The organism is Hyphomonas sp. (assembly GCF_018402285.1).
Classification (GTDB): Bacteria; Pseudomonadota; Alphaproteobacteria; order Caulobacterales; family Hyphomonadaceae; genus Hyphomonas.
This window is the reverse complement of record NZ_JAGYJH010000003.1, coordinates 122,630-143,800: the sequence shown is the minus strand read 5'-3', so window position 1 is coordinate 143,800 and position 21,171 is coordinate 122,630. Positions and strand designations below refer to the sequence as shown.

General features: G+C 62.9%; 24 protein-coding genes. 21 read left to right on the top strand and 3 right to left on the bottom strand.

Translation table 11 applies throughout. From position 1 onward, the window contains the following. Positions 1 to 170: 170 nt before the first annotated feature. The 6 genes from ffh to KG722_RS03060 all read left to right on the top strand — a co-directional run bounded on the left by ffh (position 171) and on the right by KG722_RS03060 (position 5,700). Complete coding sequence (gene ffh / locus KG722_RS03085) at positions 171 to 1,658, top strand: signal recognition particle protein (RefSeq protein ID WP_213269365.1); 1,488 nt, start codon at positions 171 to 173, stop codon at positions 1,656 to 1,658. Continuing rightward, positions 1,655 to 1,966, top strand: coding sequence for a chorismate mutase (locus KG722_RS03080; protein ID WP_213269363.1), 312 nt, complete (start codon positions 1,655 to 1,657; stop codon positions 1,964 to 1,966). The genes ffh and KG722_RS03080 overlap by 4 nt, the downstream gene beginning before the upstream one ends. A gap of 38 nt (positions 1,967 to 2,004) precedes the next feature. Then, positions 2,005 to 2,418, top strand: a complete 414-nt coding sequence (rpsP, locus tag KG722_RS15355) for a 30S ribosomal protein S16 (RefSeq protein WP_213269362.1) — start codon at positions 2,005 to 2,007, stop codon at positions 2,416 to 2,418. Positions 2,419 to 2,593: 175 nt separating this feature from the next. Further along, positions 2,594 to 3,457 carry a beta/gamma crystallin-related protein gene (locus KG722_RS03070; RefSeq protein WP_213269361.1) on the top strand — a complete coding sequence of 288 codons (864 nt, stop codon included), beginning with the start codon at positions 2,594 to 2,596 and terminating at the stop codon, positions 3,455 to 3,457. 10 nt (positions 3,458 to 3,467) lie between these two features. Further along, positions 3,468 to 4,007: a ribosome maturation factor RimM gene (gene rimM / locus KG722_RS03065; RefSeq protein WP_213269360.1), complete on the top strand. Its 540-nt coding sequence runs from the start codon at positions 3,468 to 3,470 to the stop codon at positions 4,005 to 4,007. Positions 4,008 to 4,101: 94 nt separating this feature from the next. Continuing rightward, complete coding sequence (locus KG722_RS03060; protein WP_213269359.1) at positions 4,102 to 5,700, top strand: beta/gamma crystallin-related protein; 1,599 nt, start codon at positions 4,102 to 4,104, stop codon at positions 5,698 to 5,700. Positions 5,701 to 5,710: 10 nt separating this feature from the next. On the opposite strand, the gene KG722_RS03055 is transcribed toward KG722_RS03060, so the two are convergent. Then, complete coding sequence (locus tag KG722_RS03055; RefSeq protein ID WP_213269358.1) at positions 5,711 to 6,460, bottom strand: glycosyltransferase family 2 protein; 750 nt, start codon at positions 6,458 to 6,460, stop codon at positions 5,711 to 5,713. A 154-nt stretch (positions 6,461 to 6,614) separates the two neighbouring features. On the opposite strand from KG722_RS03055, the gene KG722_RS03050 reads away from it, so the two are divergent. From KG722_RS03050 to KG722_RS02985, 14 genes are all read left to right on the top strand, one after another. Next, a complete protein-coding gene (locus KG722_RS03050; RefSeq protein ID WP_213269357.1) occupies positions 6,615 to 8,420 on the top strand; it encodes a monovalent cation:proton antiporter-2 (CPA2) family protein in 1,806 nt (601 codons plus the stop codon). Positions 8,421 to 8,451: 31 nt separating this feature from the next. Continuing rightward, positions 8,452 to 9,207, top strand: coding sequence for a tRNA (guanosine(37)-N1)-methyltransferase TrmD (trmD, locus tag KG722_RS03045; protein WP_213269355.1), 756 nt, complete (start codon positions 8,452 to 8,454; stop codon positions 9,205 to 9,207). Next, on the top strand, positions 9,194 to 9,739 hold the full coding sequence (gene rplS, locus KG722_RS15350) for a 50S ribosomal protein L19 (RefSeq protein ID WP_213269353.1): 546 nt from the start codon (positions 9,194 to 9,196) through the stop codon (positions 9,737 to 9,739). Before trmD ends, rplS begins: the two co-directional genes overlap by 14 nt. A gap of 123 nt (positions 9,740 to 9,862) precedes the next feature. After that, the gene (leuC, locus tag KG722_RS03035; protein WP_213269351.1) at positions 9,863 to 11,260 is read left to right on the top strand and encodes a 3-isopropylmalate dehydratase large subunit; all 1,398 of its coding nucleotides are present in this window, start codon (positions 9,863 to 9,865) and stop codon (positions 11,258 to 11,260) included. 27 nt (positions 11,261 to 11,287) lie between these two features. Continuing rightward, positions 11,288 to 12,250: a biotin synthase BioB gene (gene bioB, locus KG722_RS03030; RefSeq protein ID WP_213269348.1), complete on the top strand. Its 963-nt coding sequence runs from the start codon at positions 11,288 to 11,290 to the stop codon at positions 12,248 to 12,250. 93 nt (positions 12,251 to 12,343) lie between these two features. Continuing rightward, a complete protein-coding gene (gene cysK, locus KG722_RS03025) occupies positions 12,344 to 13,327 on the top strand; it encodes a cysteine synthase A (RefSeq protein WP_300998203.1) in 984 nt (327 codons plus the stop codon). A gap of 91 nt (positions 13,328 to 13,418) precedes the next feature. Then, on the top strand, positions 13,419 to 14,057 hold the full coding sequence (locus KG722_RS03020) for a glutathione S-transferase family protein (RefSeq protein ID WP_213269347.1): 639 nt from the start codon (positions 13,419 to 13,421) through the stop codon (positions 14,055 to 14,057). Then, on the top strand, positions 14,054 to 14,902 hold the full coding sequence (locus KG722_RS03015) for a VOC family protein (protein WP_213269345.1): 849 nt from the start codon (positions 14,054 to 14,056) through the stop codon (positions 14,900 to 14,902). Before KG722_RS03020 ends, KG722_RS03015 begins: the two co-directional genes overlap by 4 nt. Positions 14,903 to 14,913: 11 nt before the next feature. Further along, positions 14,914 to 15,546, top strand: a complete 633-nt coding sequence (gene leuD, locus KG722_RS03010; RefSeq protein ID WP_213269343.1) for a 3-isopropylmalate dehydratase small subunit — start codon at positions 14,914 to 14,916, stop codon at positions 15,544 to 15,546. A 125-nt stretch (positions 15,547 to 15,671) separates the two neighbouring features. After that, positions 15,672 to 15,992, top strand: a complete 321-nt coding sequence (locus tag KG722_RS03005; protein ID WP_213269341.1) for a hypothetical protein — start codon at positions 15,672 to 15,674, stop codon at positions 15,990 to 15,992. A gap of 95 nt (positions 15,993 to 16,087) precedes the next feature. Continuing rightward, entirely contained in the window at positions 16,088 to 16,408 is a 321-nt protein-coding gene (locus tag KG722_RS03000; RefSeq protein ID WP_213269339.1) for a hypothetical protein, read from the top strand. A gap of 32 nt (positions 16,409 to 16,440) precedes the next feature. After that, positions 16,441 to 16,707: a hypothetical protein gene (locus tag KG722_RS02995; RefSeq protein ID WP_213269337.1), complete on the top strand. Its 267-nt coding sequence runs from the start codon at positions 16,441 to 16,443 to the stop codon at positions 16,705 to 16,707. A gap of 13 nt (positions 16,708 to 16,720) precedes the next feature. Next, positions 16,721 to 17,773 carry a 3-isopropylmalate dehydrogenase gene (gene leuB, locus KG722_RS02990; RefSeq protein ID WP_213269335.1) on the top strand — a complete coding sequence of 351 codons (1,053 nt, stop codon included), beginning with the start codon at positions 16,721 to 16,723 and terminating at the stop codon, positions 17,771 to 17,773. Between the two features lie 81 nt (positions 17,774 to 17,854). Then, on the top strand, positions 17,855 to 19,045 hold the full coding sequence (locus KG722_RS02985) for an amidohydrolase family protein (RefSeq protein WP_213269333.1): 1,191 nt from the start codon (positions 17,855 to 17,857) through the stop codon (positions 19,043 to 19,045). Here KG722_RS02985 and KG722_RS02980 read toward each other — a convergent pair. Beyond that, complete coding sequence (locus KG722_RS02980; RefSeq protein WP_213269331.1) at positions 19,042 to 19,413, bottom strand: nuclear transport factor 2 family protein; 372 nt, start codon at positions 19,411 to 19,413, stop codon at positions 19,042 to 19,044. The two genes, KG722_RS02985 and KG722_RS02980, sit on opposite strands and share 4 nt — an antisense overlap. Before the next feature lie 125 nt (positions 19,414 to 19,538). On the opposite strand from KG722_RS02980, the gene KG722_RS02975 reads away from it, so the two are divergent. Beyond that, a complete protein-coding gene (locus KG722_RS02975) occupies positions 19,539 to 20,573 on the top strand; it encodes an aspartate-semialdehyde dehydrogenase (protein WP_213269329.1) in 1,035 nt (344 codons plus the stop codon). Positions 20,574 to 20,643: 70 nt separating this feature from the next. On the opposite strand, the gene KG722_RS02970 is transcribed toward KG722_RS02975, so the two are convergent. Next, entirely contained in the window at positions 20,644 to 21,141 is a 498-nt protein-coding gene (locus KG722_RS02970; RefSeq protein WP_213269327.1) for a prolyl-tRNA synthetase associated domain-containing protein, read from the bottom strand. Between the last annotated feature and the right edge of the window lie 30 nt (positions 21,142 to 21,171).

Below are 21,171 nucleotides of genomic sequence, written 5' to 3'. Positions count from 1 at the left end.
TGTGGATAGCCCCGTGCTTTAGGCCGCCCACATTTCGCGCAAACTCAGAAGCGCGCCCTGACCGGCACAAGTTCCTATATATGGGAACGGGAGGCTAGCGGGGCCCCCCGCCCGGCGATGTCTCGCTCAGCGGGGCTTTCGTGTTTTTTGCCGAAAAGAGGAGTAGCGGCATGTTCGACGCCCTGAGCGAACGTCTTGGCAGTATCTTCGACGGCCTCACCGGCCGCGGCGCCTTGTCCGACAAGGATGTCGGGGAAGCCTTGCGTGAAATCCGCGTGGCCCTGCTCGAGGCCGACGTCGCGCTCCCCGTCGTCAAGGATTTTGTCGAAAAAGTGCGCGTTCGCGCTGTCGGTGAGGAAGTCATCCGCTCGGTCCGGCCCGGCCAGCAGGTCATCAAGATCGTCTATGATGCTCTGGTCGACATGCTGGGTTCGGACGAGGAGGAAAACCACCTCCGCGTTGATACGCCTCCCGCCGTCGTCATGATGGCGGGCCTTCAGGGCTCGGGCAAAACCACCACCACCGGCAAGATTGCCAAACGTCTTGCTGATCGCGGCAAGAAGAAGGTCCTGCTCGCCTCGCTCGACGTGCGCCGCCCGGCGGCGATGGAGCAGCTTGCGATCCTTGCGGGGCAGGCCGGCGAAACCGTCAGCTCCCTGCCGATCATTCCGGGCCAGTTGCCCGCTGACATTGCCCGCCGCGCGCTGCAGGCCGCCAAGATCGGCGGTTATGATGTCCTCTTCCTCGACACCGCCGGCCGCACGTCGATTGACGAACAGATGATGGCCGAGGCGGCCGAGATCGCTGCGATTGCCAATCCTTCCGAAGTTCTCCTCGTGGCCGACGCGCTCACCGGTCAGGACGCAGTGGAAACTGCCCGCCGCTTCCATGAGCGCCTGCCGCTCACCGGACTTGTCCTTACACGGATGGATGGCGATGGCCGCGGCGGCGCCGCGCTCTCCATGCGCGCGGTCACCGGCCTGCCGATCAAATTCCTTGGTGTCGGCGAAAAGCTCGATGGCCTTGATGCCTTCGACGCCAAACGTGTCGCTGGCCGCATCCTTGGCCAGGGCGATATTGTCAGCCTGGTTGAGAAAGCCGCCGAACAGTTCGATGCCGAAAAGGCCGAACGCATGGCGGCCAAGCTCAAGAAGGGTGAGTTCGACCTTGAAGACCTGGCCGAGCAATTGCGCCAGATGCAGCGCATGGGCGGCATTGGCGGCATCATGGGCATGATGCCCGGCGTACGCAAAGCCAAGGAAGCCATGGCGAACGCCAATGTCGATGACCGTGTCCTGAAACGTCAGGAGGCGATTATTTCCTCCATGACGCGCGAAGAGCGCCGCAAGCCTGCCCTCCTCAACGCCTCGCGCCGCAAGCGCATTGCTGCTGGGGCAGGGGTGGATGTGTCGGACGTCAACAAGGTGCTCAAGATGCATCTTCAGATGGCCACCATGATGAAGAAGATGCGCAGCAAGGGCGGCATGAAAAACTTGCTCGGCATGGCGCAGCAGGCGGGCATTTCCCAGGCGGACCTTGCCAAGATGGGCAGCGGGGCGCTGCCTCCTGGCGGTCTGCCCGGCCTCAGCGGCAATGGCCTTCCTGGCCTGCCCGGCAGCGGGCTTCCCGGCCTTCCAGGGGGAACCAAGAAGAAATGACCAACCCCGATCAGACCCTCGCCCAGTTCCAGCTCGGCCAGCTTCGCGCGTCCATCGACAATATGGACTCGATCCTCATCCATACGCTTGCCGAGCGTTTCAAGCTGACCCAGCAGGTCGGCAAGCTGAAAGCGCTGCACAATATGCCGCCTGCGGACAAATCCCGCGAGGCAGAGCAGATCGAGCGCCTGCGCCATCTTGCAAGGGAATCCGGGCTTGACCCGGCCTTTGCCGAGAAATTTCTCAATTTCATCGTGGCGGAAGTCATCCGCCACCATGAGCAGATTCGCGGCCAGGAGGCCGAGTAAACAAAACCCTCGAGAGACAAGACTTACAGGAGATCCCCATGTCACTCAAAATCCGGCTCGCCCGCGGCGGCTCGAAAAAACGCCCCTTCTACTCGATCGTCATTGCTGACGCCCGCGCCCCGCGCGACGGCCGTTTCATCGAGAAAATCGGCACCTATGATCCGCGCCTTGCCAAAGACTCCGGCGAGCGCGTGAAGGTCGACGCTGAAAAAGCTGCCGAATGGATCAAGAAAGGCGCCCAGCCCACCGACCGCGTCGCCCGCTTCCTCTCGAAAGTCGAAGTCAACGGCAAGCCGGTCACTAACTGGACCCATGGCAACAACCCGAAGAAAGCCGAGCCCGGCAAGAAAGCCCAGGAACGCGCGAAAGAGCGCGCTGATAAGGCCGCTGCCAAGGAAGCTGCCGCCGCTGAGGCGGCTGCTGCCCCGGCCGAGGAAACCAGTGAAGGTTGAGTTTTAAAGGCTTCTGAAGGCCTCTCCTGAAACGGCCGGCGTCTCCATGAGGCGCCGGTCTTTTCATGTCGGGGTCCAAAAATCTTCAATCTGAACAACGGCCAACAGTGGCTGCACACACTGTTCAGACCGGTCATGGCAGACGGGCCTCCGAAGATTGAAAGGAGCGCAGCTCATGTTCACCCCCGCTTTCTCCCGCCTGCTCCTGGCTGCTGGCCTTGCGGCTGCCGCTCTCAGCCCGGTTGCCCTCGCCCAGCGCGGCGGCGGGCGCCCGGATCTGCCATCGGGTCCGGCGGGCATCACGCTCTATTCGGATACGAACCTGCGCGGCGCCGCCGTCGAGCTCACCGGCGACCAGCCCAATTTCAACACCATCCGGTTCAACGACCATGCCCGCAGCATCGAGGTGCGCGGGGGCGTCTGGCTTGTCTGCTCGGATGGCAACTATCGCGGCCAGTGCGAATACATCGACCGGACAGTGCGTAATCTCGGCGAAATCGGACTTTCCGGCGCCATATCCTCGGCCAAGCGCGTTCCCTATGACAAAGGCCCGCGCAGCTATGATATCGCTTTCTTCGCCGACGGAAATTTTTCCGGCCCTTTCCTTGGCTTTGACGAGGGCGAGGCGAACTTCTCTAAATTTCGGTTCAACGACACGGCCAGCTCGGTGATGGTCAATCGCGGCACCTGGCTCGTGTGCGAGGACGCCGACTATCGCGGCCAGTGCGAACTGCTGGACGCTTCCACCGGCAACCTCGCCGCTATCGGCCTCAACGACAAGATCACCTCCTTCCGCCGCTATAATGTGCGCCGTGAAGGCCCCTGGCGCCGCCCGGTAGTGCCGGCCCCGGCTCCGATCCGCGATACGCGCAGCGGATTTGAGGGTGAGCAGTCGGTGTTCTTCCCCGCGCCCACCTATAATGGCCGCCGCATCAATGACGGCTCGGGCGCCGCCACCCGCTTCTGCCAGAGTATGGGCTTTTATGAAGCTGCTTACAAAGCGCCCGGCCCTGTTCTCTCCGACGTCGTTTGCCGCTAACAAGCGCGCCATGAGCGCAGACACCAAGACACAACGACTAATTCCCATGGGCGTCCTGAAGGGCGCCCATGGTGTTCGCGGCGAGGTCCGGGTGAAGAGTTTCACCGCCGATCCGGACGCCCTCTTTAAATATGGACCCCTCACGGATGAAGCCGGCAAGGTGCTGCTCACGCCGATCACCGCGCGGCCGGGCAAGGACCATTTCATCGTCCGCCCGAAGGAAAACCTGCAGAAGGAAGACTGGGACGCCCTGCGCGGCTGCCTCCTTCACGTCGCCCGCGACCGCCTCCCGGAAGCCGAGGAAGACGAGTTCTATATCGAGGACCTGGTCGGCATGCCCGTCTTTACAGTCGGCGACGCGCCCGAGGGCCGCGTCCGCGCGGTGCAGAATTTCGGCTCCGATGATCTCCTCGAGATCGAGATCCCAGGCGCCCCGGCCACGGTCTATGTTCCGCTCACCCGCGCCGACGTGCCCGTCATCGACATGGCCGCCCGGCGCATCGTTATTCCGGAACTCTCCCTCTGGGCGAATCCCGACGACGACGCCTGAGCCGGCGCGCTTTCTGCACGCAAATTGCAGTTTGTTGCGGGCCGTTCAGGTGGCGCGTGTCATTCTGAGGGTGTAATGGACGAAAGGAGCCCTCATGCGGGTCTCGATCCGGCGCTTTGCGCTAGCCCTCACCCTTCCGGCAGCGGCCGGAGCCCCGGCTTTCGCCCAGGAGGCCTACTATGATGATGGCCAGCCCCCGGCTGCCATCGCTCTCTTCACCTCGGAAAACTTCTACGGCGATGTCCGCGAGGCGTTCGACCCCTTCGTCTCCATGCACGATCTTGCCTTCAACGACCGCGCGCGCTCCGTCGCCGTCCTCGCCGGCCAGTGGGAGCTCTGCGAGCACGTAAACTTCACCGGCCGCTGCGTCTTCGTCCGCGAGGATGTGGCAGACCTCGCCTGGTTCGGTCTCAAAGGCCGCATCTCCTCCATCCGTCCGATCTTTGAATACACCGAGGCCCAGCACGGCCTCATGTTTACGCGCGACGACCATGGCTACATCCGCTACGCCCACAACGAAGCCTATGGCTATGACACCTGGAATTACGGATACTCCAGCTCCGTCCGTCTGAGTGTCCAGCACTACGGTTATTCGCCCGACTACTGGCGCTTTGGATATTACGACCCCCGCTGGGGTTACGACCCCTACGGCTTCGCCTGGCGCCCCTATGGCGGCCCGCGCTATGTCTCCTATACCTACCGCGTTCATCCGCGTCCGGTCGTTATCAACACCTACTGGAAGAAGCATTGGGGCAAGAGCCACAAGCACTGGGAACGCCGGGGTCACCGCGATGACTGGCGGCAGAAGCCCGATTGGCGCGGTCGCGATGATGATCGTGGCCGGGGCCGGGGTGATGGCGGTTGGGACCGTGATCGTGATCGCGACTGGAACCGGGATAGAGACCGCGACCCCGGCGATGGGCGTCCGGGACGGGGCGGGAGTGGCCGTGACGCCGCCATCTCCCCGCGTGACCGCACGGACGACCGTGACCGGGCCTGGGGCGCGGGCGACCGCGACCGGCGCGGCGGCGATGGTCCGCGCACGGATCGCACCCGTCTTCCTGTAACCGGCGACAGCTCCATTCCAAGAGATCCGCGCCGCGGCGAAGGCGGCGGCCGCGGCGAGTGGCGCGGCAGCCCGGTCAGTGACGCAACAATAGCAACCCCTCCGGCCGATTCCGGCCGCGACAGGGGCAGCCGGGACTGGCGCGGCGGTGACCGTGACAGATCAAGGGGTGAAGGCGGCCGTGGCGGCCGGGAGCGCGGCGAAGGCCGCTCCGGCTTCGGTACGGTTCCCTCCAGCCCCCCCGCCGTGACAACGCCGCCCCGTACGCCGCCCTCGATCGACCGTTCCATCGGTGACAGCCCGCGCGGCGATGGCCGTGGACGGCGCGGCGAAGGCAGGTTGCTCGGCGGCCCGGGCGGCGCGCCGCCTGCGGCGGACATTCCGCGCGGTGGGAGCGGCGGCGACAGCTGGCGTGGCGGCGGAGACTCCGGACGCCGTGGCGGCGGCGGTGATGGCGGTGGTGGGCGCGGCGCGTCGGCGCCATCCTACACGCCTCCGCCAGCGGCAGCGCCTCAGACGGCGGTTGCCCGTCCAGCTCCAGCGCCCCGCGTCGAAGGCGGCCGGGGCAGGGGCGGCGGCGAAGGCGGCGGCCGCGGTGGCCGGCGTCCGGGCAGCAGCCAGGACTGATCCTCAAGGGTCAGTCCGCGCGCGCATCATTCCACTCGGCGGCGATGCCATAGCCGCCGCGCCGGATCAGCCAGAACATGCCGATCAGGTCGAATATCCCCGCGCCAAGGCGTCCGAGGAATCCGTATTTGGATTGCCCGGCGAGGCGGGGGCGGTCGTTCACCAGTTCCTCGCGCACGTCCCATCCGGCCCGTTTGATCAGGGCCGGGAAGAACCTGTGCATGGACGCAAAATAGGGCAGGTCCCGGAACGCAGCTGTCCGGATCAGTTTCCAGCCACAGCCTGTATCCTTCGCGGCATCTTGCAGCACGAACCGGCGCACGCCATTGGCGATGCGCGATTGGACCCATTTGAAGCCGGAATCGTTCCGGCTGTTGCGCTTGCCCGCAATGATGCCGAGCCGCGCCGGGGCGCCGGGCGCAATGATTTCGTTCCAGAGGCGCGCGGTGTCGGCCGGGTCATTCTGCCCGTCCCCGTCCAGCAGCTGCACCCATTGCCCGTGCACCGATTTGAGGCCGGTGAACAGCGCGGCTGATTTTCCCCGCCGCTGCAGATGCGTGAGCACGGTGATCAGATCAGGATATTTCGCCTTCACCTCGGCCAGTTCAGCCCCGGTTGCGTCGCCCGAGGCGTCATTGACGCAGACAATCTCGAAATCGATGCCGGCAAGCGTCGTGCGCACCTCTTCGATCACCGGATGGATGTTGCCGGCTTCATTGAAGAAGGGGATCAGGACGGAAAGCTGAGGCGCTGGGCTCATGGGGAGGGCCTTGTTGTATGGTTAGCCTCTTAACCGCATTTCGGGGGCCGTGTCAGCCGCCGAGCGCTGACGCCGCCTGCCGGAGAAGGTGCGGGTTTGCGAAAGCGGGTAAACTTTCTAAGAGTGTGCGTAATGCTCACCGCAGGGGAACCCGATGGCCGCAGAATCGCACGCGTCTCACGCGCTCGACCTTGCCCCGATCGTCATCCTTCTGGGGTCGGCCGTGCTGGCGGTGCCCCTGTTCAAGAAGATCGGCTTTGGCTCGGTGCTGGGATACCTCGCCGCTGGCCTTGTCATCGGCCCCTTCGGATTCGGCGTATTCACTGAGCCTGAATCCATCCTGCATATCGCTGAACTCGGCGTCGTGATGTTCTTGTTCATCATCGGGCTGGAGATGCAGCCCTCGCGGCTCTGGTCGATGCGCAAGGACATTTTCGGGCTTGGCCTCGTTCAGGTCGGCGTCTGCATGCTGCTCCTCTCCTGGGTAGGGGTCGCGCTCGGCTACTCGGCCCAGACCTCGCTGATCGCAGGCACAGGCTTTGTCCTCACCTCGACCGCCATCGTCATGCAGATGCTTCAGGAACGGGGCGACCTTGCCAAGCCGCGCGGCCAGAAGATGGTGTCGATCCTGCTGTTTGAAGATCTCGCTATTGTGCCACTGCTGGCGCTGGTCGCTTTCCTCTCGCCCGGGGGCGGGGACGTCACCCTCATGGAGCGCCTGCAGGGCGTCGCAATCGCCCTTGGCTGCATTCTCGGCCTCGTCCTGGCGGGGCGCTACCTGCTCAACCCGGCTTTCCGCATTCTTGCCGCCGTCCGCGCGCGCGAAGTGATGACGGCTGCCTCCCTGCTGCTCGTTCTGGGCGCGGCCTGGTGGATGCAGCTCGGCGGCCTTTCCACCGCCATGGGCGCTTTCCTCGCCGGCGTGCTCCTGTCGGAATCCTCCTACCGGCATGAGCTGGAAGCTGACATCGAACCCTTCCGGGGCATCCTCCTCGGGCTCTTCTTTCTCGCCGTCGGCATGTCTCTTGATCTCAATGTGGTCGTTGCCAACTGGCAGATCATCACCATCAGCGTCGTCGCCTTCACCCTGCTCAAGGCGGCGGGCGTCTACGGTGTCGCCCGCGCTTTAAGGGCCAATCACCGGGAAGCCGTCGAACGCACGGTCCTGATGACGCAGGGCGGCGAGTTTGCCTTCGTCCTTTATGCCGCCGCGCTCGCGGTCGGCATCATCACGCCTGAAGGCAGCGCCATGCTCACGGCCATCATCATCGTCTCGATGCTGATGACGCCGCTGTTTGTCATCATCCATGACCGTCTGATGCCCGAAGCCGAGGTCGATGCCTCCGGCGTCGAAACCCCCCATGATGTGCGCGGCACCGCGCTCCTGATCGGCTTCGGCCGGTTCGGCCAGGTCGTCAGCCAGCCGCTGCTCGCGCGCGGCTACACGATCGCAACCATCGACAATGATCCCGAGATGATCCGTGTCGCCGGGCAGTTCGGCTTCAAGGTGTGGTACGGCGATGGCGCCCGGCTCGACATTCTTCATGCTGCCGGGGCCCATCATGCCTCACTGGTGCTCGTCTGCGTCGACGATCAGGCCGCCGCCACCAAGATCGTGGAGCTTGTCCGCCACGAATTTCCAAACGCCCTCCTGCTCGCCCGCGCCTATGACCGGGACCACGGCCTCGAGCTGGTAAAGGCAGGGGCAGACTATCCCGTTCGCGAAACCTTCGAATCCGCCCTCAAGTTCGCCCATGCGGCCCTCGACAGGTTGGGGGAGCCCGAAGGCGCGATCACCGACGCCATCGACGAAGTCCGCCGCCGCGACGAGGAACGCTTCGCTCTCCAGCTCACCGGCGGCATGTTCGCAGGCCGCGAGCTGATGTTCGGCAATGGAGGGGGCGCTGTGCCGCTCAATGCGGGCAAGCCCGAAACCGATGTCGAACCAGCGGGTGGGTGACGTGGCCCCCGGGCCGCGCTAAACCCCGCCCATGTTCAAGGCCACTGCCATCACCCTTATTCCGGAAGCCTGGCCGGGTCCGCTCGGCGCCTCCATCCTAGGACGCGCGCAGGCCGAAGGCATCTGGGATCTCGAAACGGTCGATCTGCGCACCTTCGGTCTGGGCAAGCATCGCAAGATCGATGACACACCGGCCGGCGGCGGTGCAGGGCTCGTTTTGCGTCCGGATGTGGCCGCAGCGGCTGTCGATTCTGTCCGTAGTTGTACGGGTTTGGCCGAAAGGTCCACCCGTTTGGCACGGCCTGTCATCTATTTGTCGCCGCGCGGACGCCGGTTTGACCAGCAAATGGCAAGGCAATGGGCCGCCGGGCCGGGTGTCATCCTGTTCTGCGGAAGGTTTGAGGGACTGGATGAACGCGCCATAGAGGCGCGGGACATGCAGGAAGTTTCCCTCGGTGATTTTGTGCTGGCGGGCGGAGATGTCGCGGCCATGGCCATGCTGGAGGCGGCGATTCGTCTCCTCCCCGGTGTGGCGGGCAATTCTGCGTCGATTGCAGGGGAATCCTTCGAGAACGGCCTCCTCGAATATCCCCATTATACTCTGCCCAGGGAGTGGGAAGGGCGTGAGACCCCCCCGGTTCTGCTGTCTGGCGACCACGGTCGGATAGAAGAGTGGCGAATCAGCCGCTCAAAGGCGTTGACTTTTGATCGCCGCCCCGATTTATACGCCGCTTACTCCGAAACCCCGACCCCTACTGCGCCGGAGACTGGCGATGAACCTGATTAAAGAGCTTGAGACCGCTGAAATCGCGCGCGTACTTGGCGACAAGAAAATCCCGCAATTCTCGCCCGGCGACACCCTCGCCGTGAACGTGAAGATCAAGGAAGGCGACCGTGAGCGCGTCCAGCGCTATGAGGGCGTCTGCATTGCCCGCTCGGGCGGTGGCATCAATGAGAGCTTCACGGTTCGCAAGATTTCCTTCGGTGAAGGTGTGGAGCGGGTATTCCCGCTGGTTTCGCCGATGATCGAGTCGGTTGAAGTGATCCGCAAGGGCCGTGTGCGTCGCGCGAAACTCTATTATCTGCGAGACCTGCGGGGCAAAGGCGCCCGTATCGCCGAACGTACCACGGGCCACGGCATCGAGACTCAGGAAATTACCGTCTCGAAAACCGAGCGCCGCCGCCAGAAGGATGCCGAGAAGGCAAACCGCAAGGAAGTTGCTGCCCAGGCACGCGCCGACAAGGCAAAAGCTGACGCAGCTGCTGCAGCCGAGGCGGCCGCTGCTGCTGAAGCTCCTGCAGAGGGCGGCGAAGCGTAAGCTTCCCCTTCCGGCATACCAGCCATGTAAACGCCCTCCCTCCGCGGAGGGCGTTTTCGCATGGGCAAGGCTTCCCTATGTGCGCGCCAGCGCTATTGTGCGCCGCAAAAGCAAGAGGCCGAAATGTCCGCAAAGACGCTCTACGACAAGATCTGGGACACCCATGTCGTTCACACCGATGCGCAGTCGGGTGAGAGCCTCCTCTATATCGATCTCCACCTCATTCATGAGGTCACGACCCCGCAGGCCTTCGCTGGCCTGAAAGCGGCTGGACGCAAGGTGCGCCGCCCTGAGCTGACGCTTGCCGTCGCCGATCATAACACCCCCACGGAAAACCAGGCCCTCGGCCTTGCTGGCGTCAAAGACTCCGAAGCGAGGAACCAGCTCGAAACACTGACGCGCAATGTCGCCGAATACGGCATCCAGTTCTTCCAGATGGGCGATATCAATAACGGCATCGTCCACGTCGTCGGCCCGGAGCAGGGGCGCACCCAGCCCGGCATGACCATCGTGTGCGGTGACAGCCACACATCCACCCATGGCGCCTTTGGCGCGCTGGCCCACGGCATCGGCACATCTGAAGTCGAACATGTTCTGGCGACGCAAACCCTGCGCGCCCGCAAGATGAAGAATATGGCGGTTGAGGTCTCTGGCCGCCTGCGCGACGGGGTGACGGCGAAAGACCTCGCCCTGCATGTCATCGCCATTACCGGCACGGCCGGCGGCACTGGTCATGTGATCGAGTATCGCGGAGACGCCGTCCGCGCCCTCTCCATGGAAGGGCGCATGACGCTGTGCAATCTCTCCATCGAAGGCGGGGCGCGCGCTGGTCTTGTCGCGCCGGATGAGGTGACGTTTGATTATATGAAGGGCCGCCCGTCCTCGCCCAAGGGCGGGGCCTGGGAGCTCGCCGAGACACACTGGCGGACGCTTTATTCGGACGATGACGCCGTGTTCGACACAATCCTGCGCATCAAGGGTGAAGAGGTCGAGCCGACAGTGACCTGGGGCACCAGCCCGGAGCAGGGCATTCCACTCTCCGGCCTTATTCCGAAGCCGGAAGATTTTTCCGATCCGGTCAAGCGCGCTGCGTGCCAGCGCGCGCTGGAATATATGGGCCTTGAAGGCGGCAAGCCGATTGCGGGCACACCGGTCCAGCGCGTGTTTATCGGCTCATGCACCAACAGCCGGATTGAAGACCTGCGCGCGGCTGCGGAAGTCGCCAAAGGCAACAAGGTCGCGTCCGGCGTGCGCGCCATGGTGGTGCCAGGGTCCGGCCTCGTCCGCGCGCAGGCCGAAGCCGAGGGACTTGATCTCATCTTCATAGAAGCAGGCTTTGAATGGCGTGAGCCGGGCTGCTCTATGTGCCTTGGCATGAACCCGGACATTCTCTCGCCAGGCGAACGCTGCGCCTCAACCTCCAACCGCAATTTTGAAGGCCGGCAGGGCAGGGGTGGGCGTACCCATCTCATGAGCCCCGCGCTGGCCGCCCGGGCTGCCATCAACGGCATGCTCGGATAATCCGTCAACGAACCAGGAAACGCGTACATGACGTCTGCAGACCTTACTCCCCGCCAGAACTGGACACGCGAAGAGATCGCAGCGCTCTATGACCTGCCGCTGGACCAGCTGTTCGCTCGCGCGCTTGCCGTCAAGGCTGCGCACTGGGCTGATGGAAAGGTCCAGAAATCCCAACTTCTCTCGATCAAGACCGGCGGTTGCGCAGAGAACTGCGGCTATTGCAGCCAGTCGGCAAGCTTCAAGACAGGCCTCAAGGCTGAAAAGCTGATGCCGGTTGAAGAGGTGGTCGATGCGGCCCGCCGCGCCAAGGCCAATGGCGCTGACCGTTTCTGCATGGGCGCCGCCTGGCGCTCGCTGAAAGACCGCGACCTGCCAAAAGTGGCCGAGATGATCTCGGCGGTGAAAGCCGAAGGCCTTGAAACCTGCGTCACGCTCGGCATGCTCGAAGAGGGCCAGGCCGAAGCACTGAAGGAAGCGGGCCTCGACTATTACAATCACAACCTCGACACTTCCCGCGAGTATTACAGCAAGGTCGTCACGACACGGACTTTTGACGACCGGATCGAAACGCTTGGCCGCGCGCGTCAGGCAGGCATCAAGCTCTGCTGCGGCGGCATCCTCGGCATGGGCGAGTCGCGCTCTGACCGGGTCGGCCTGATCCATGAGCTTGCCCTGCTCAGCCCGCATCCGGAAAGCGTACCTGTGAATAAGCTGGTGCCGATCGAAGGCACGCCGCTGGCAAACAGTGAAGAGCTCGACACGCTGGAGCTCGCCCGCGCCATTGCCGTCTGCCGCATCGTGTTCCCGAAAAGCTGGGTGCGCCTTTCGGCGGGTCGCGAAACCATGAGCCCTGAAGGCCAGGCGCTCTGCATCCTGGCAGGCGCCAACTCGATCTTTGTGGGCGACCGTCTGCTGACAACTGCCAACCCGGCGATGGACAAGGACGCCCGCCTCTTGGAATCCGTCGGTGGCAGCTGCACGACCTGCTGAGGTCCTTTAGGTCTGCTAAACGCTGCCTTGGTTGCCATTCTGGCCGTGGGGTCCGATATTCTCCCTTCAGAAAAGATCTGAAGGGAGAAAGTCATGGCCGGAACAGTCAAGCTTGAGGGCGACGTAACGCTCGATGGCCCCCGCGGGCGGATCTATGGCTCGATCCTTGAAACGGTCGGCTCCACGCCGCTGGTGCGCGCCGAAAAGTTCGCCAACGCCGAAGGCGTAAGCGCCGACATCCTCTTCAAACTCGAATTCTTCAACCCGCTCGCCAGCGTAAAGGACCGGATCGGCCTTGCAATGGTCCTCGGTCTTGAGGCGGAGGGCAAGCTCAAGCCAGGCGGCGTCCTGATCGAGCCGACCTCGGGCAATACCGGCATCGGCCTTGCCTTCGTGGCTGCCGCCAAGGGCTACCGCCTCATTCTCACGATGCCGGAATCGATGTCCATAGAGCGGCGCAAGATGCTGGCTTACCTCGGCGCAGAGCTGGTGCTGACACCCAAGGAGAAGGGCATGGGCGGCGCCATTGCGCGCGCTAAGGAACTGCTTGCCGAAATTCAGGGCGCGGTCAGCCCCAGCCAATTCGATAATCCGGCAAACCCGGCGATCCATGAAAAGACCACTGCCGAGGAAATCTGGGCCGATACCGCCGGCGGCGTTGATGCCATCATTTCCGGCATCGGCACCGGGGGCACCTTCACCGGCCTCGGCCGGGTCCTGAAGCCGCGCAAGCCCAGCCTTAAAATGTTTGCGATCGAGCCGGAAGCCTCGCCTGTTCTGTCCGGTGGCCAGCCCGGCCCGCACATGATCCAGGGTATCGGCGCCGGCTTCGTTCCGGGGAATGCCGATACCAGCCTGATCGACGAGATCGTGAAGGTCTCCAACGATGAGGCGTTCGAGACGGCCCGCAAACTCGCCAAGACCGAAGGTATCCCGGGCGGCATCTCGTCCGGCGCCGCCGCTGCCGCCGCTGTTCGAATCGGCAAACGGCCGGACATGGTGGGCAAGACCATTGTCGTTGTCCTCGCGAGCTTTGCCGAGCGCTACCTTTCGACCGCCCTTTTCGACGGGGTTTGACCGGCCCAGGGGCTTCGCAGCGGCAGGGCTCGCCAATCTCCAGGAGCTGGTGGATAAGTGCCTCCGCCTGACAGATCACTGGAGGAAACCGATGACCCGATACACACTGCATGGAATGTGGCCGTCGGGACCGACCTACAAGGTCGGCCTGATGCTGCGTCTGACCAGCACGCCGCACGATTATGAGCATGTCGACCTTCGTTCGGGCGCCCACAAGGCCGACGCGTTCCTTGCCAAGAACCGGTATGGGCAGGTCCCGGTGCTGGAAGATCACGAACAGGACATCTGCCTCTCCCAGTCCTCGGTCATCCTCGACTATCTGGCAGATGAAACAGGCCGGTTCGGTGGCAAGGACCGCGCAGATGGCCTGCGGGCCCGCGAATGGCAGTTCTGGGGCGCCGGCCCGCTGGCTACGGGTATCTACCGGACCCGCGCGGTGAGGCTGGGCTTCTTCAAGTTTCCGCCAGATGTGGAAGCAGCAAACCTGCAGTCTGCGCTCGGGGCGCTGAAGGAACTCGACGGGCTTATGGCCGGGCGCAGCTGGCTGGTCGGCAGCGGCGCCACGATTGCTGACATCGATATCTATGGCATCGTCAGCTATGCGGGCCAGGCACAGATCGACCTTCAGGCCTTTGGCAATGTCCGCAAATGGATGGCGCGGGTGGAAGACCTTTCAGGCTTCAAGGGGCCGCAGGACTGCCTTCCGCAGGCCAGCGTGAAAGCGGCGTGATCACAGGGCTCGACCATCTGGTGCTCGTCTGCCCGGAGATCCAATCCGGGACGGCAGTGTACGAAAAACTCCTTGGACGCACGGCAGACTGGCTTGCGCGGGTAGAAGGTGGCGGGGCGGCTGCGCTCTTCCGCCTCGGCAATACATCGCTGGAGCTTCTTGCCCCGGCAGGGGAGGGACCGCTGGCCGAGCGCCTCGCCGCGATCATCGAGGCCGATGGCCCCGGCCTGACGACGCTTGCCTTTGGCAGCGACAGCGTGGCGGCCGATCATGAGACCTTTACGCGCCGCGGGCTGGCGCCTGGCGCGATTGCTGCGGGCAGGTCCACCCATGCTCAGACAGGCGCCTTGCGCGACTGGCAGGGCCTCCGAATTCCCGATGACAAGGCGGGCGGGATAAAGGTCTTTGTTGTCCAGCCGGGGGAAGGGGTGCTCACGCCCCAGCCTGCCGCCGCCGATGCGGTTGCCGGGCTCGATCATGCAGTCATCAACACGGCCGCGCCGGATCGGGCACTTGCTTTCTATGGCGCCAAGCTCGGGCTGCGCCTGGCGATGGACCGGACCAATCCGGACTGGGGTGTCCGCCTCATCTTCTTCCGCACTGGCAGCCTGACCATCGAGATTGCGAAGCGGCTTTCTGACCCGGAAGACACCGCGAAGCCGGATCGTTTATGGGGCCTCACTTGGGCGGTCGTGGATATCGAAGCGGCGCGCCGCCGTCTGACCGGAGCCGGGTTTGACGTTTCGGAGATCCGCAAGGGCCGCAAGCCTGGAAGCCGCGTGTTTACAGTCCGCAACGGCGCGATGAATGTGCCGACCTTGTTCATCGCCCATGAGGCAGTCTAAAAGCCGATCCCATGACACCTTTCATTCGCCTCGACGGAACCGCCGCGCCGCTTATGGACAAGGGCAAGCCCATGTCCAATGTCGACACTGACATGATCATTCCGAAACAGTTCCTGAAAACGACCGAACGCACCGGGCTCGCCAAGGGCCTTTTCTATGAGCTGAAAACACGGGCGGATGGGTCTGAAGATCCCGGTTTCGTGCTCAACCGCCCGCAATATGCCAAGGCGAGCATCCTGATTGCCGGAGATAATTTCGGCTGCGGCTCCTCCCGCGAGCATGCGCCATGGGCGCTCGCCGATCAGGGCATTACGTGCATCATCGCGCCGTCCTTTGCCGACATCTTCCACAACAATTGCTACAAGAACGGCATACTCCCGGTCCGCCTGCCGGCAGGCGTCTGCGAAAAACTGGCGGCTGAAGCGGGTGGCCCCAACCACCTCTTTTCGGTGGACCTTGAGGCGCAGACCGTGACCGCACCGTCTGGCGAAGTCCATGCCTTCGAAGTTGATCCCGGCCGTAAATCCAATCTGATGGCCGGGCTCGACGAGATCGGCGCATCGCTCACGGCGGCCTCTGACATAGACCGGTTTGAAGATCAGCGGCGCCTGGCTACTCCCTGGTTGGAACCCGCCCGCAATTAGGCGGATCGTTGGCAATTGGCGCACACGGTTCCAAGGGACAAAACTTTATCGATATTCAATTGCAACGCGCAGAAACCGCTGCCATAGCTTTTGCTATCGAAAGACACCCCAAACGGAGTTGCCAAATGGCACTTGCCCACAGAACCAACCTTGTTGCGCTGTTTGGCGTGGTTGCAATGACCGCCTGCACGACAACCACGTCAGGCGCCTCTGCGGCCGCGGGAGCAGACAAAGTCCGTGCCGCCATCGAAGGCCAGACCGCGCCGGACGGAACCCTGATCAAATGCCGGTCCATCCAGGTCACCGGCAGCCGCTTTCCGGCGAAAGACTGCAAGTCTGAAAAGGCCTGGCAGGAATTCGATCAGCTGATGGCAGAGAATGCCAAGAATGAGACCGACAAGTTCCAGCGTGTGAATACGGGCTGTTCCACTACCGGCACCTGCTGACCCACATCACCGTCACCCACAAACCGGGTCGGCCCGTAAAGGCGGCTTCAAGACGCTTGCCAATCGATTGACCCCCGAGCTCCAGGAAAAGCAGAATGCTGAATTCACTCAAGATGCTGACCGGCGTGGCCGCGACCTTCGCCATGGCCGCCTGCGCGACGTCGGCAGCCGGCGCCCCGCTTTCTGCGGATGCCAGGATCACGACCGCGATGGAAGGCAACACAGCTGACGACGGCACGATCATCAAATGCCGCGCGATGCAGGTGACCGGAACCCGCTTTCCGGCAAAAGAGTGCAAGTCGGAAAAAGCCTGGGAAGAATTTGACAAGCTCATGGCCGAGAATGCAAAATCAGCTGTAGACGGCTTCCAGCGACTGAACACAGGCTGTTCAACCCAGGCCGAAGGCAGCTGCTGATCCTCCCCTGGTCTGTTAAGAGAGAACCAGACATGAAAGCAAATTTTTCCGCAATGGCCGTCGCCGCCCTGGTTGGCGTTGCTGCTTGCACAACGACGTCTTCAGACACCACTGAGCTGGCAAATGCTGACAGCCCGGAAGTTTGCCGCCGCGTTGAAGAGATGGGGACCAATTTCCCGAAACGGATCTGCCTGTCCAAGCAGGAATGGGAAGCCGTGGATAAGGAAACCAACGCTGATGCGCGCAGCCTCCTCGACCGCTCGTCCAATCGGGGCAGCGGCGTTTCAATGCCGAAGTAGGCACAAACCATAAATGAAACAGACACTCCTCCTGCTTGCGGGCGATGGTATCGGCCCGGAAGTTGTCGCCCAGGCGCGGCGTATCGCTGAAGCCCTCATTCCCGATGTTCAGATCGAGGAGGGGCTTGTCGGCGGCGCCAGCTATGACGTCCATGGCATGCCCCTGACCGGACAGACGCTCGAGCGCGCCCGCAAGGCGAGCGCCGTACTGCTGGGCGCTGTCGGAGGTCCCAAATGGAACGCGGCCGCCCGTGACAAGCGTCCGGAGGCTGGCCTCCTTGCCCTGCGCAAGGGGCTCGATGTGTTTGCCAACCTTCGCCCCGCCTTCTGCTTTCCGGCATTGGTGGACGCCTCCAGCCTTAAGCGGGACCGGGTTGAGGGCCTCGATATCATGATCGTCCGTGAGCTGACGGGCGGGGTCTATTTCGGTCAGCCACGCGGCATCGATGAGGAAGGCGGCCTGCGCCGGGGGTATGACACCGCCGTCTACACACATCCGGAGATCGAGCGGGTTGCCCGCATCGCTTTCGAGATTGCCCGCGGTCGCAAGTCCCGGATCATGTCGGTCGAAAAATCAAATGTGATGGAATCGGGCCTCTTTTGGCGTCAGGAAGTCACCCTCGCCCATGCCGAGTTCGGTGGCGGCGTTGAGCTTTCCCACATGTATGCCGATGCCTGCGCGATGGAGCTTGTCCGCGCGCCCAAGCAGTTCGACGTGATCCTGGCAGACAACCTCTTTGGCGACATTCTCTCGGATGAAGCTGCCATGCTGACGGGTTCAATCGGTATGCTGCCATCGGCCTCGCTCGGCACACCGGGCACGCCGGGGCTCTATGAGCCCGTGCATGGCTCTGCGCCGGACATCGCCGGGCAGGGCATCGCAAACCCTTGCGCCGCAATTCTGTCTCTGGAAATGGCGCTGCGCTGGTCACTCGGCAAAGAAAAGGCCGCCGATACGCTCTTTGCGGCCGTCGGCAAGGCGCTCGACCGCGGCGCCCGTACGCGCGACCTCGGCGGAGAGCTGACAACCCGCCAGATGGCCGACGCGATTATCTCCGCGCTGTAGTCGCCGCCAGAAGCGCGGCTTTGGACAAGCAGACAGCCTTGTGACATCCTCCGCTCAAAACAATAGCGGAGGAAACAAGCTATGTCGTATGCTGCCGGGCGGCTGATCCATGATGCCGACAGTCATCTGATGGAGATGACCGATTGTCTCGATCCCTATTTCGAGGCGCGTCTTCTGGCGCGATACCATGATCTGCCAGTCTTCAAATGGAAACACTCCCACGCCCACTGGATGAATGAGGAGCGCGCCCGGCACGAAGACGCGGCCTATCGCGCCGCAGCTGGGGACGCGATCCTCCTGAAGAAGAATTATGAAGCACTCGGATCATTCCGCCGGGAAGACCGCCCGGCGGTCATGGACCGGCTCGGCTTTGCAAGCCAGCTTGTCTTCACCACATTCTGCCTCGGAAATTTCGGGCTCGACCAATCCGGTGACATGGAGCTCTGCTATGCGGCGGCAGATGCCCACAACCGGATGATGACGGATTTCTGCTCGGTTGACCGGCGGCTTTTGCCAGTTGCTTATGTGCCTTTGGAAGACTTTCCGAGAGCAGAGCAAACCGCGAAGCTCGCCATAAAGCTCGGCGCCAAGGCGCTCATGGTGCCCTCGATCTGCCCGCAGAAGCACGCGCCCAGCCATATCGGGCTCTATCCGGTCTGGCGCGTGGCCCAGGAGGCGGGCCTGCCAATCCTCTTGCATGTCGGCGGGGAGGAGAAGCTCAACCCCGTCTACAAGGAAAACGGCCTGCCGCCGGTCAAGGATTTCCATGGCGGCGACGATAACTTCACTTCCGTCTCCTATATGCCGATCCCGAATGCCGCGATGCAGACGCTTGCCACGCTTATCTTCGACGGTGTATTCGACCGGTTTCCGAAGCTGAAATGGGGCGCCATCGAGCTCGGCGCGTCGTGGGTTCCAGGATGGATGCGGTCCATGGATTCGGCGGCCCATGCCTTCGGGCGCAGTGAGGAGCGCCTGCAAAAGCTCTCCGCCAGACCTTCCGACATTGTCCGCCGCCAGTTCCGCGCCGCGCCCTATCCGCACGAGGATGCTGGCTGGATCATCCGGAATACAGGCGATGAGATCTGCCTCTTCTCCTCAGACTATCCCCATGTCGAAGGCGGCCGGAATCCGCTCAAGCGGTTCGATGAAACCCTTGCCGGATGCACGCCCGGACAGGTCGAGTGCTTCTATTCGGAGAACTTTATCGACCTTATGGGCGAAGGCCTTGCGGCCAATCTGCGGCGGCCGGCGACGCGCGCAAGCGCCTAGCTGTAATCTGCAATCCGGCAGAGCAGGGGGCCGCGAAATTCGAAGAAGCTCGCCCCGCGCACCTTGACCGACTGGCCCGCCTTGACGCCGGTCGGCAGGTCTACGGCGGCGCGGCCTTCAAATTCGATCTCTGCCGCTGCCTTGCCCGCGCCGGAGACCAAATTGATCAGCCGCTGGCGGCGATAGGAGAAGGCGTTGCCGGACACTTCGGCCACTTGCCGCATCATCTCCTTGCCTTCCAGGCGCATTGACTGGCCGGTATTGGAGATGTTCTCGAAGACAACGTCTTCGGTCACATGGGTCAGCATCGTGTCGATATCGCGCTCATTATAGGCCGCGATGTATTTGCGGATGATCTCGTCGAGCATGGTCGCTGCTCCGCCCTGTTAAGTCCGGGGCAGTCCTGCCCGACGCGGGGGAATTGCACAAGCCGCTTTAAGATACACACGAGATGGGCCATATAGCCCCCGAACATGCATCAGAGGAGATAAACATGGGCACACGCATCGCGGTTGTCGGCGCCACAGGTAATGTCGGGCGGGAACTCCTCAACATTCTGGACGAGCGACTCTTTCCCGCCGATGAAGTTTTCGCAGTCGCCTCGCGCCGCTCGATTGGCAAGGAAGTCTCCTATGGAGATCGCACCCTCAAATGCCACGATCTGGAGCAGTTTGACTTTAGCCGCGTCGATGTCGTGCTGATGTCGGCCGGCGGCAAGGTCTCAAAAGAGTGGTCGCCGAAGATCGCCAAGGCGGGCGCCATTGTCATCGACAACTCGTCCCAATGGCGGATGGACCCGGATGTGCCGCTGGTCGTTCCGGAAGTGAACGCCGACGCCGTCATGGGCTACAATAAGAAGGGCATCATCGCCAATCCGAACTGCTCGACTGCGCAGCTGGTTGTGGCGCTAAAGCCGATCCATGATGCCGTCGGCATCAGAAGGGTCGTTGTGGCGACCTATCAGTCGGTCTCCGGCGCCGGCAAGGAAGCCATGGACGAGCTCTGGAACCAGACGCGCGGGATATTCGTCAATGACGAGCCCGCCCCCCAGGTCTTCCAGAAGGAGATCGCCTTCAACCTGATCCCCCAGATCGATGTGTTCATGGAGGACGGCTACACGAAAGAAGAGTGGAAGATGCGCATGGAGACGAAGAAAATCGTCGACGAGAGCATCGAGCTGGTCGCGACCTGCGTGCGCGTGCCGGTCTTTGTCGGCCACTCCGAAGCCGTTCACATCGAAACCATCGGCCACATGTCGGCGGATGAATGCCGCGCCCTCCTGCGGGAAAGCCCCGGCCTCATGGTGGTCGATGATCCCAAGGAAGACCTCTACATCACGCCCAAAGAGTGCGTGGGCGAGTGGGCTACCTATATCAGCCGCATCCGCCATGACCCCACCACGCCCAATGGCCTGGCCTTCTGGTGCGTGTCGGATAACCTGCGCAAAGGGGCTGCCCTCAATGCTGTGCAGATTGCCGAAGAGCTGCTCAATCGCGGCATCATCAAGCCGGAGAAAGTCGACGCCTAGGCGCAGGGCTTTTCCTAACTGAGCGATTGAAGATCCCGGCCACGCCAAGCGTTGGCCGGGATTTTTGTTTCTAGAGCTCGGAAAAGTCCACGATTTCAAAGCCGTGATCAGTCGCTTCGACGAAGCGGCGGAAATCGGCCTGGCTGATGGCGGTGGTGCCGGTATTGGTCAGCGGGTGAAAATTCACGGTTCCGGAGCCCGCAAGGATCGCATCGACAAGGAAGCGCACCCGGGGCGGACGGTCGTTCATCAGCGCGAAGGCGGTGACGGAGCCGGGCGTGACGCCAAGCACCTCCGTCATAAGCTCCGGCGCGCCGAAAGAGAGACGCTTTGTACCGATCTTTCGGTGAAGCTGGTTCAGTTTCAAGGGGTGGTGGGCCTCGGCCGAGATCAGGACGAGATCACCGGTGGCATCCTTCAGGAAGAGGTTTTTCGTGTGGGCGCCGGGCATGTCTGCCTTCAGGGCGGAGGACTGCTCGACCGTGAACATGGCCTCATGCCAGGTGGTGGCGTGGGCGATGCCAAGTTGGTCGAGATAGGCGAAGAGGTCATCAGGGCTTGCAGGCATGGCCCCCTTTGGGGCAGGACTTTGCCTGCC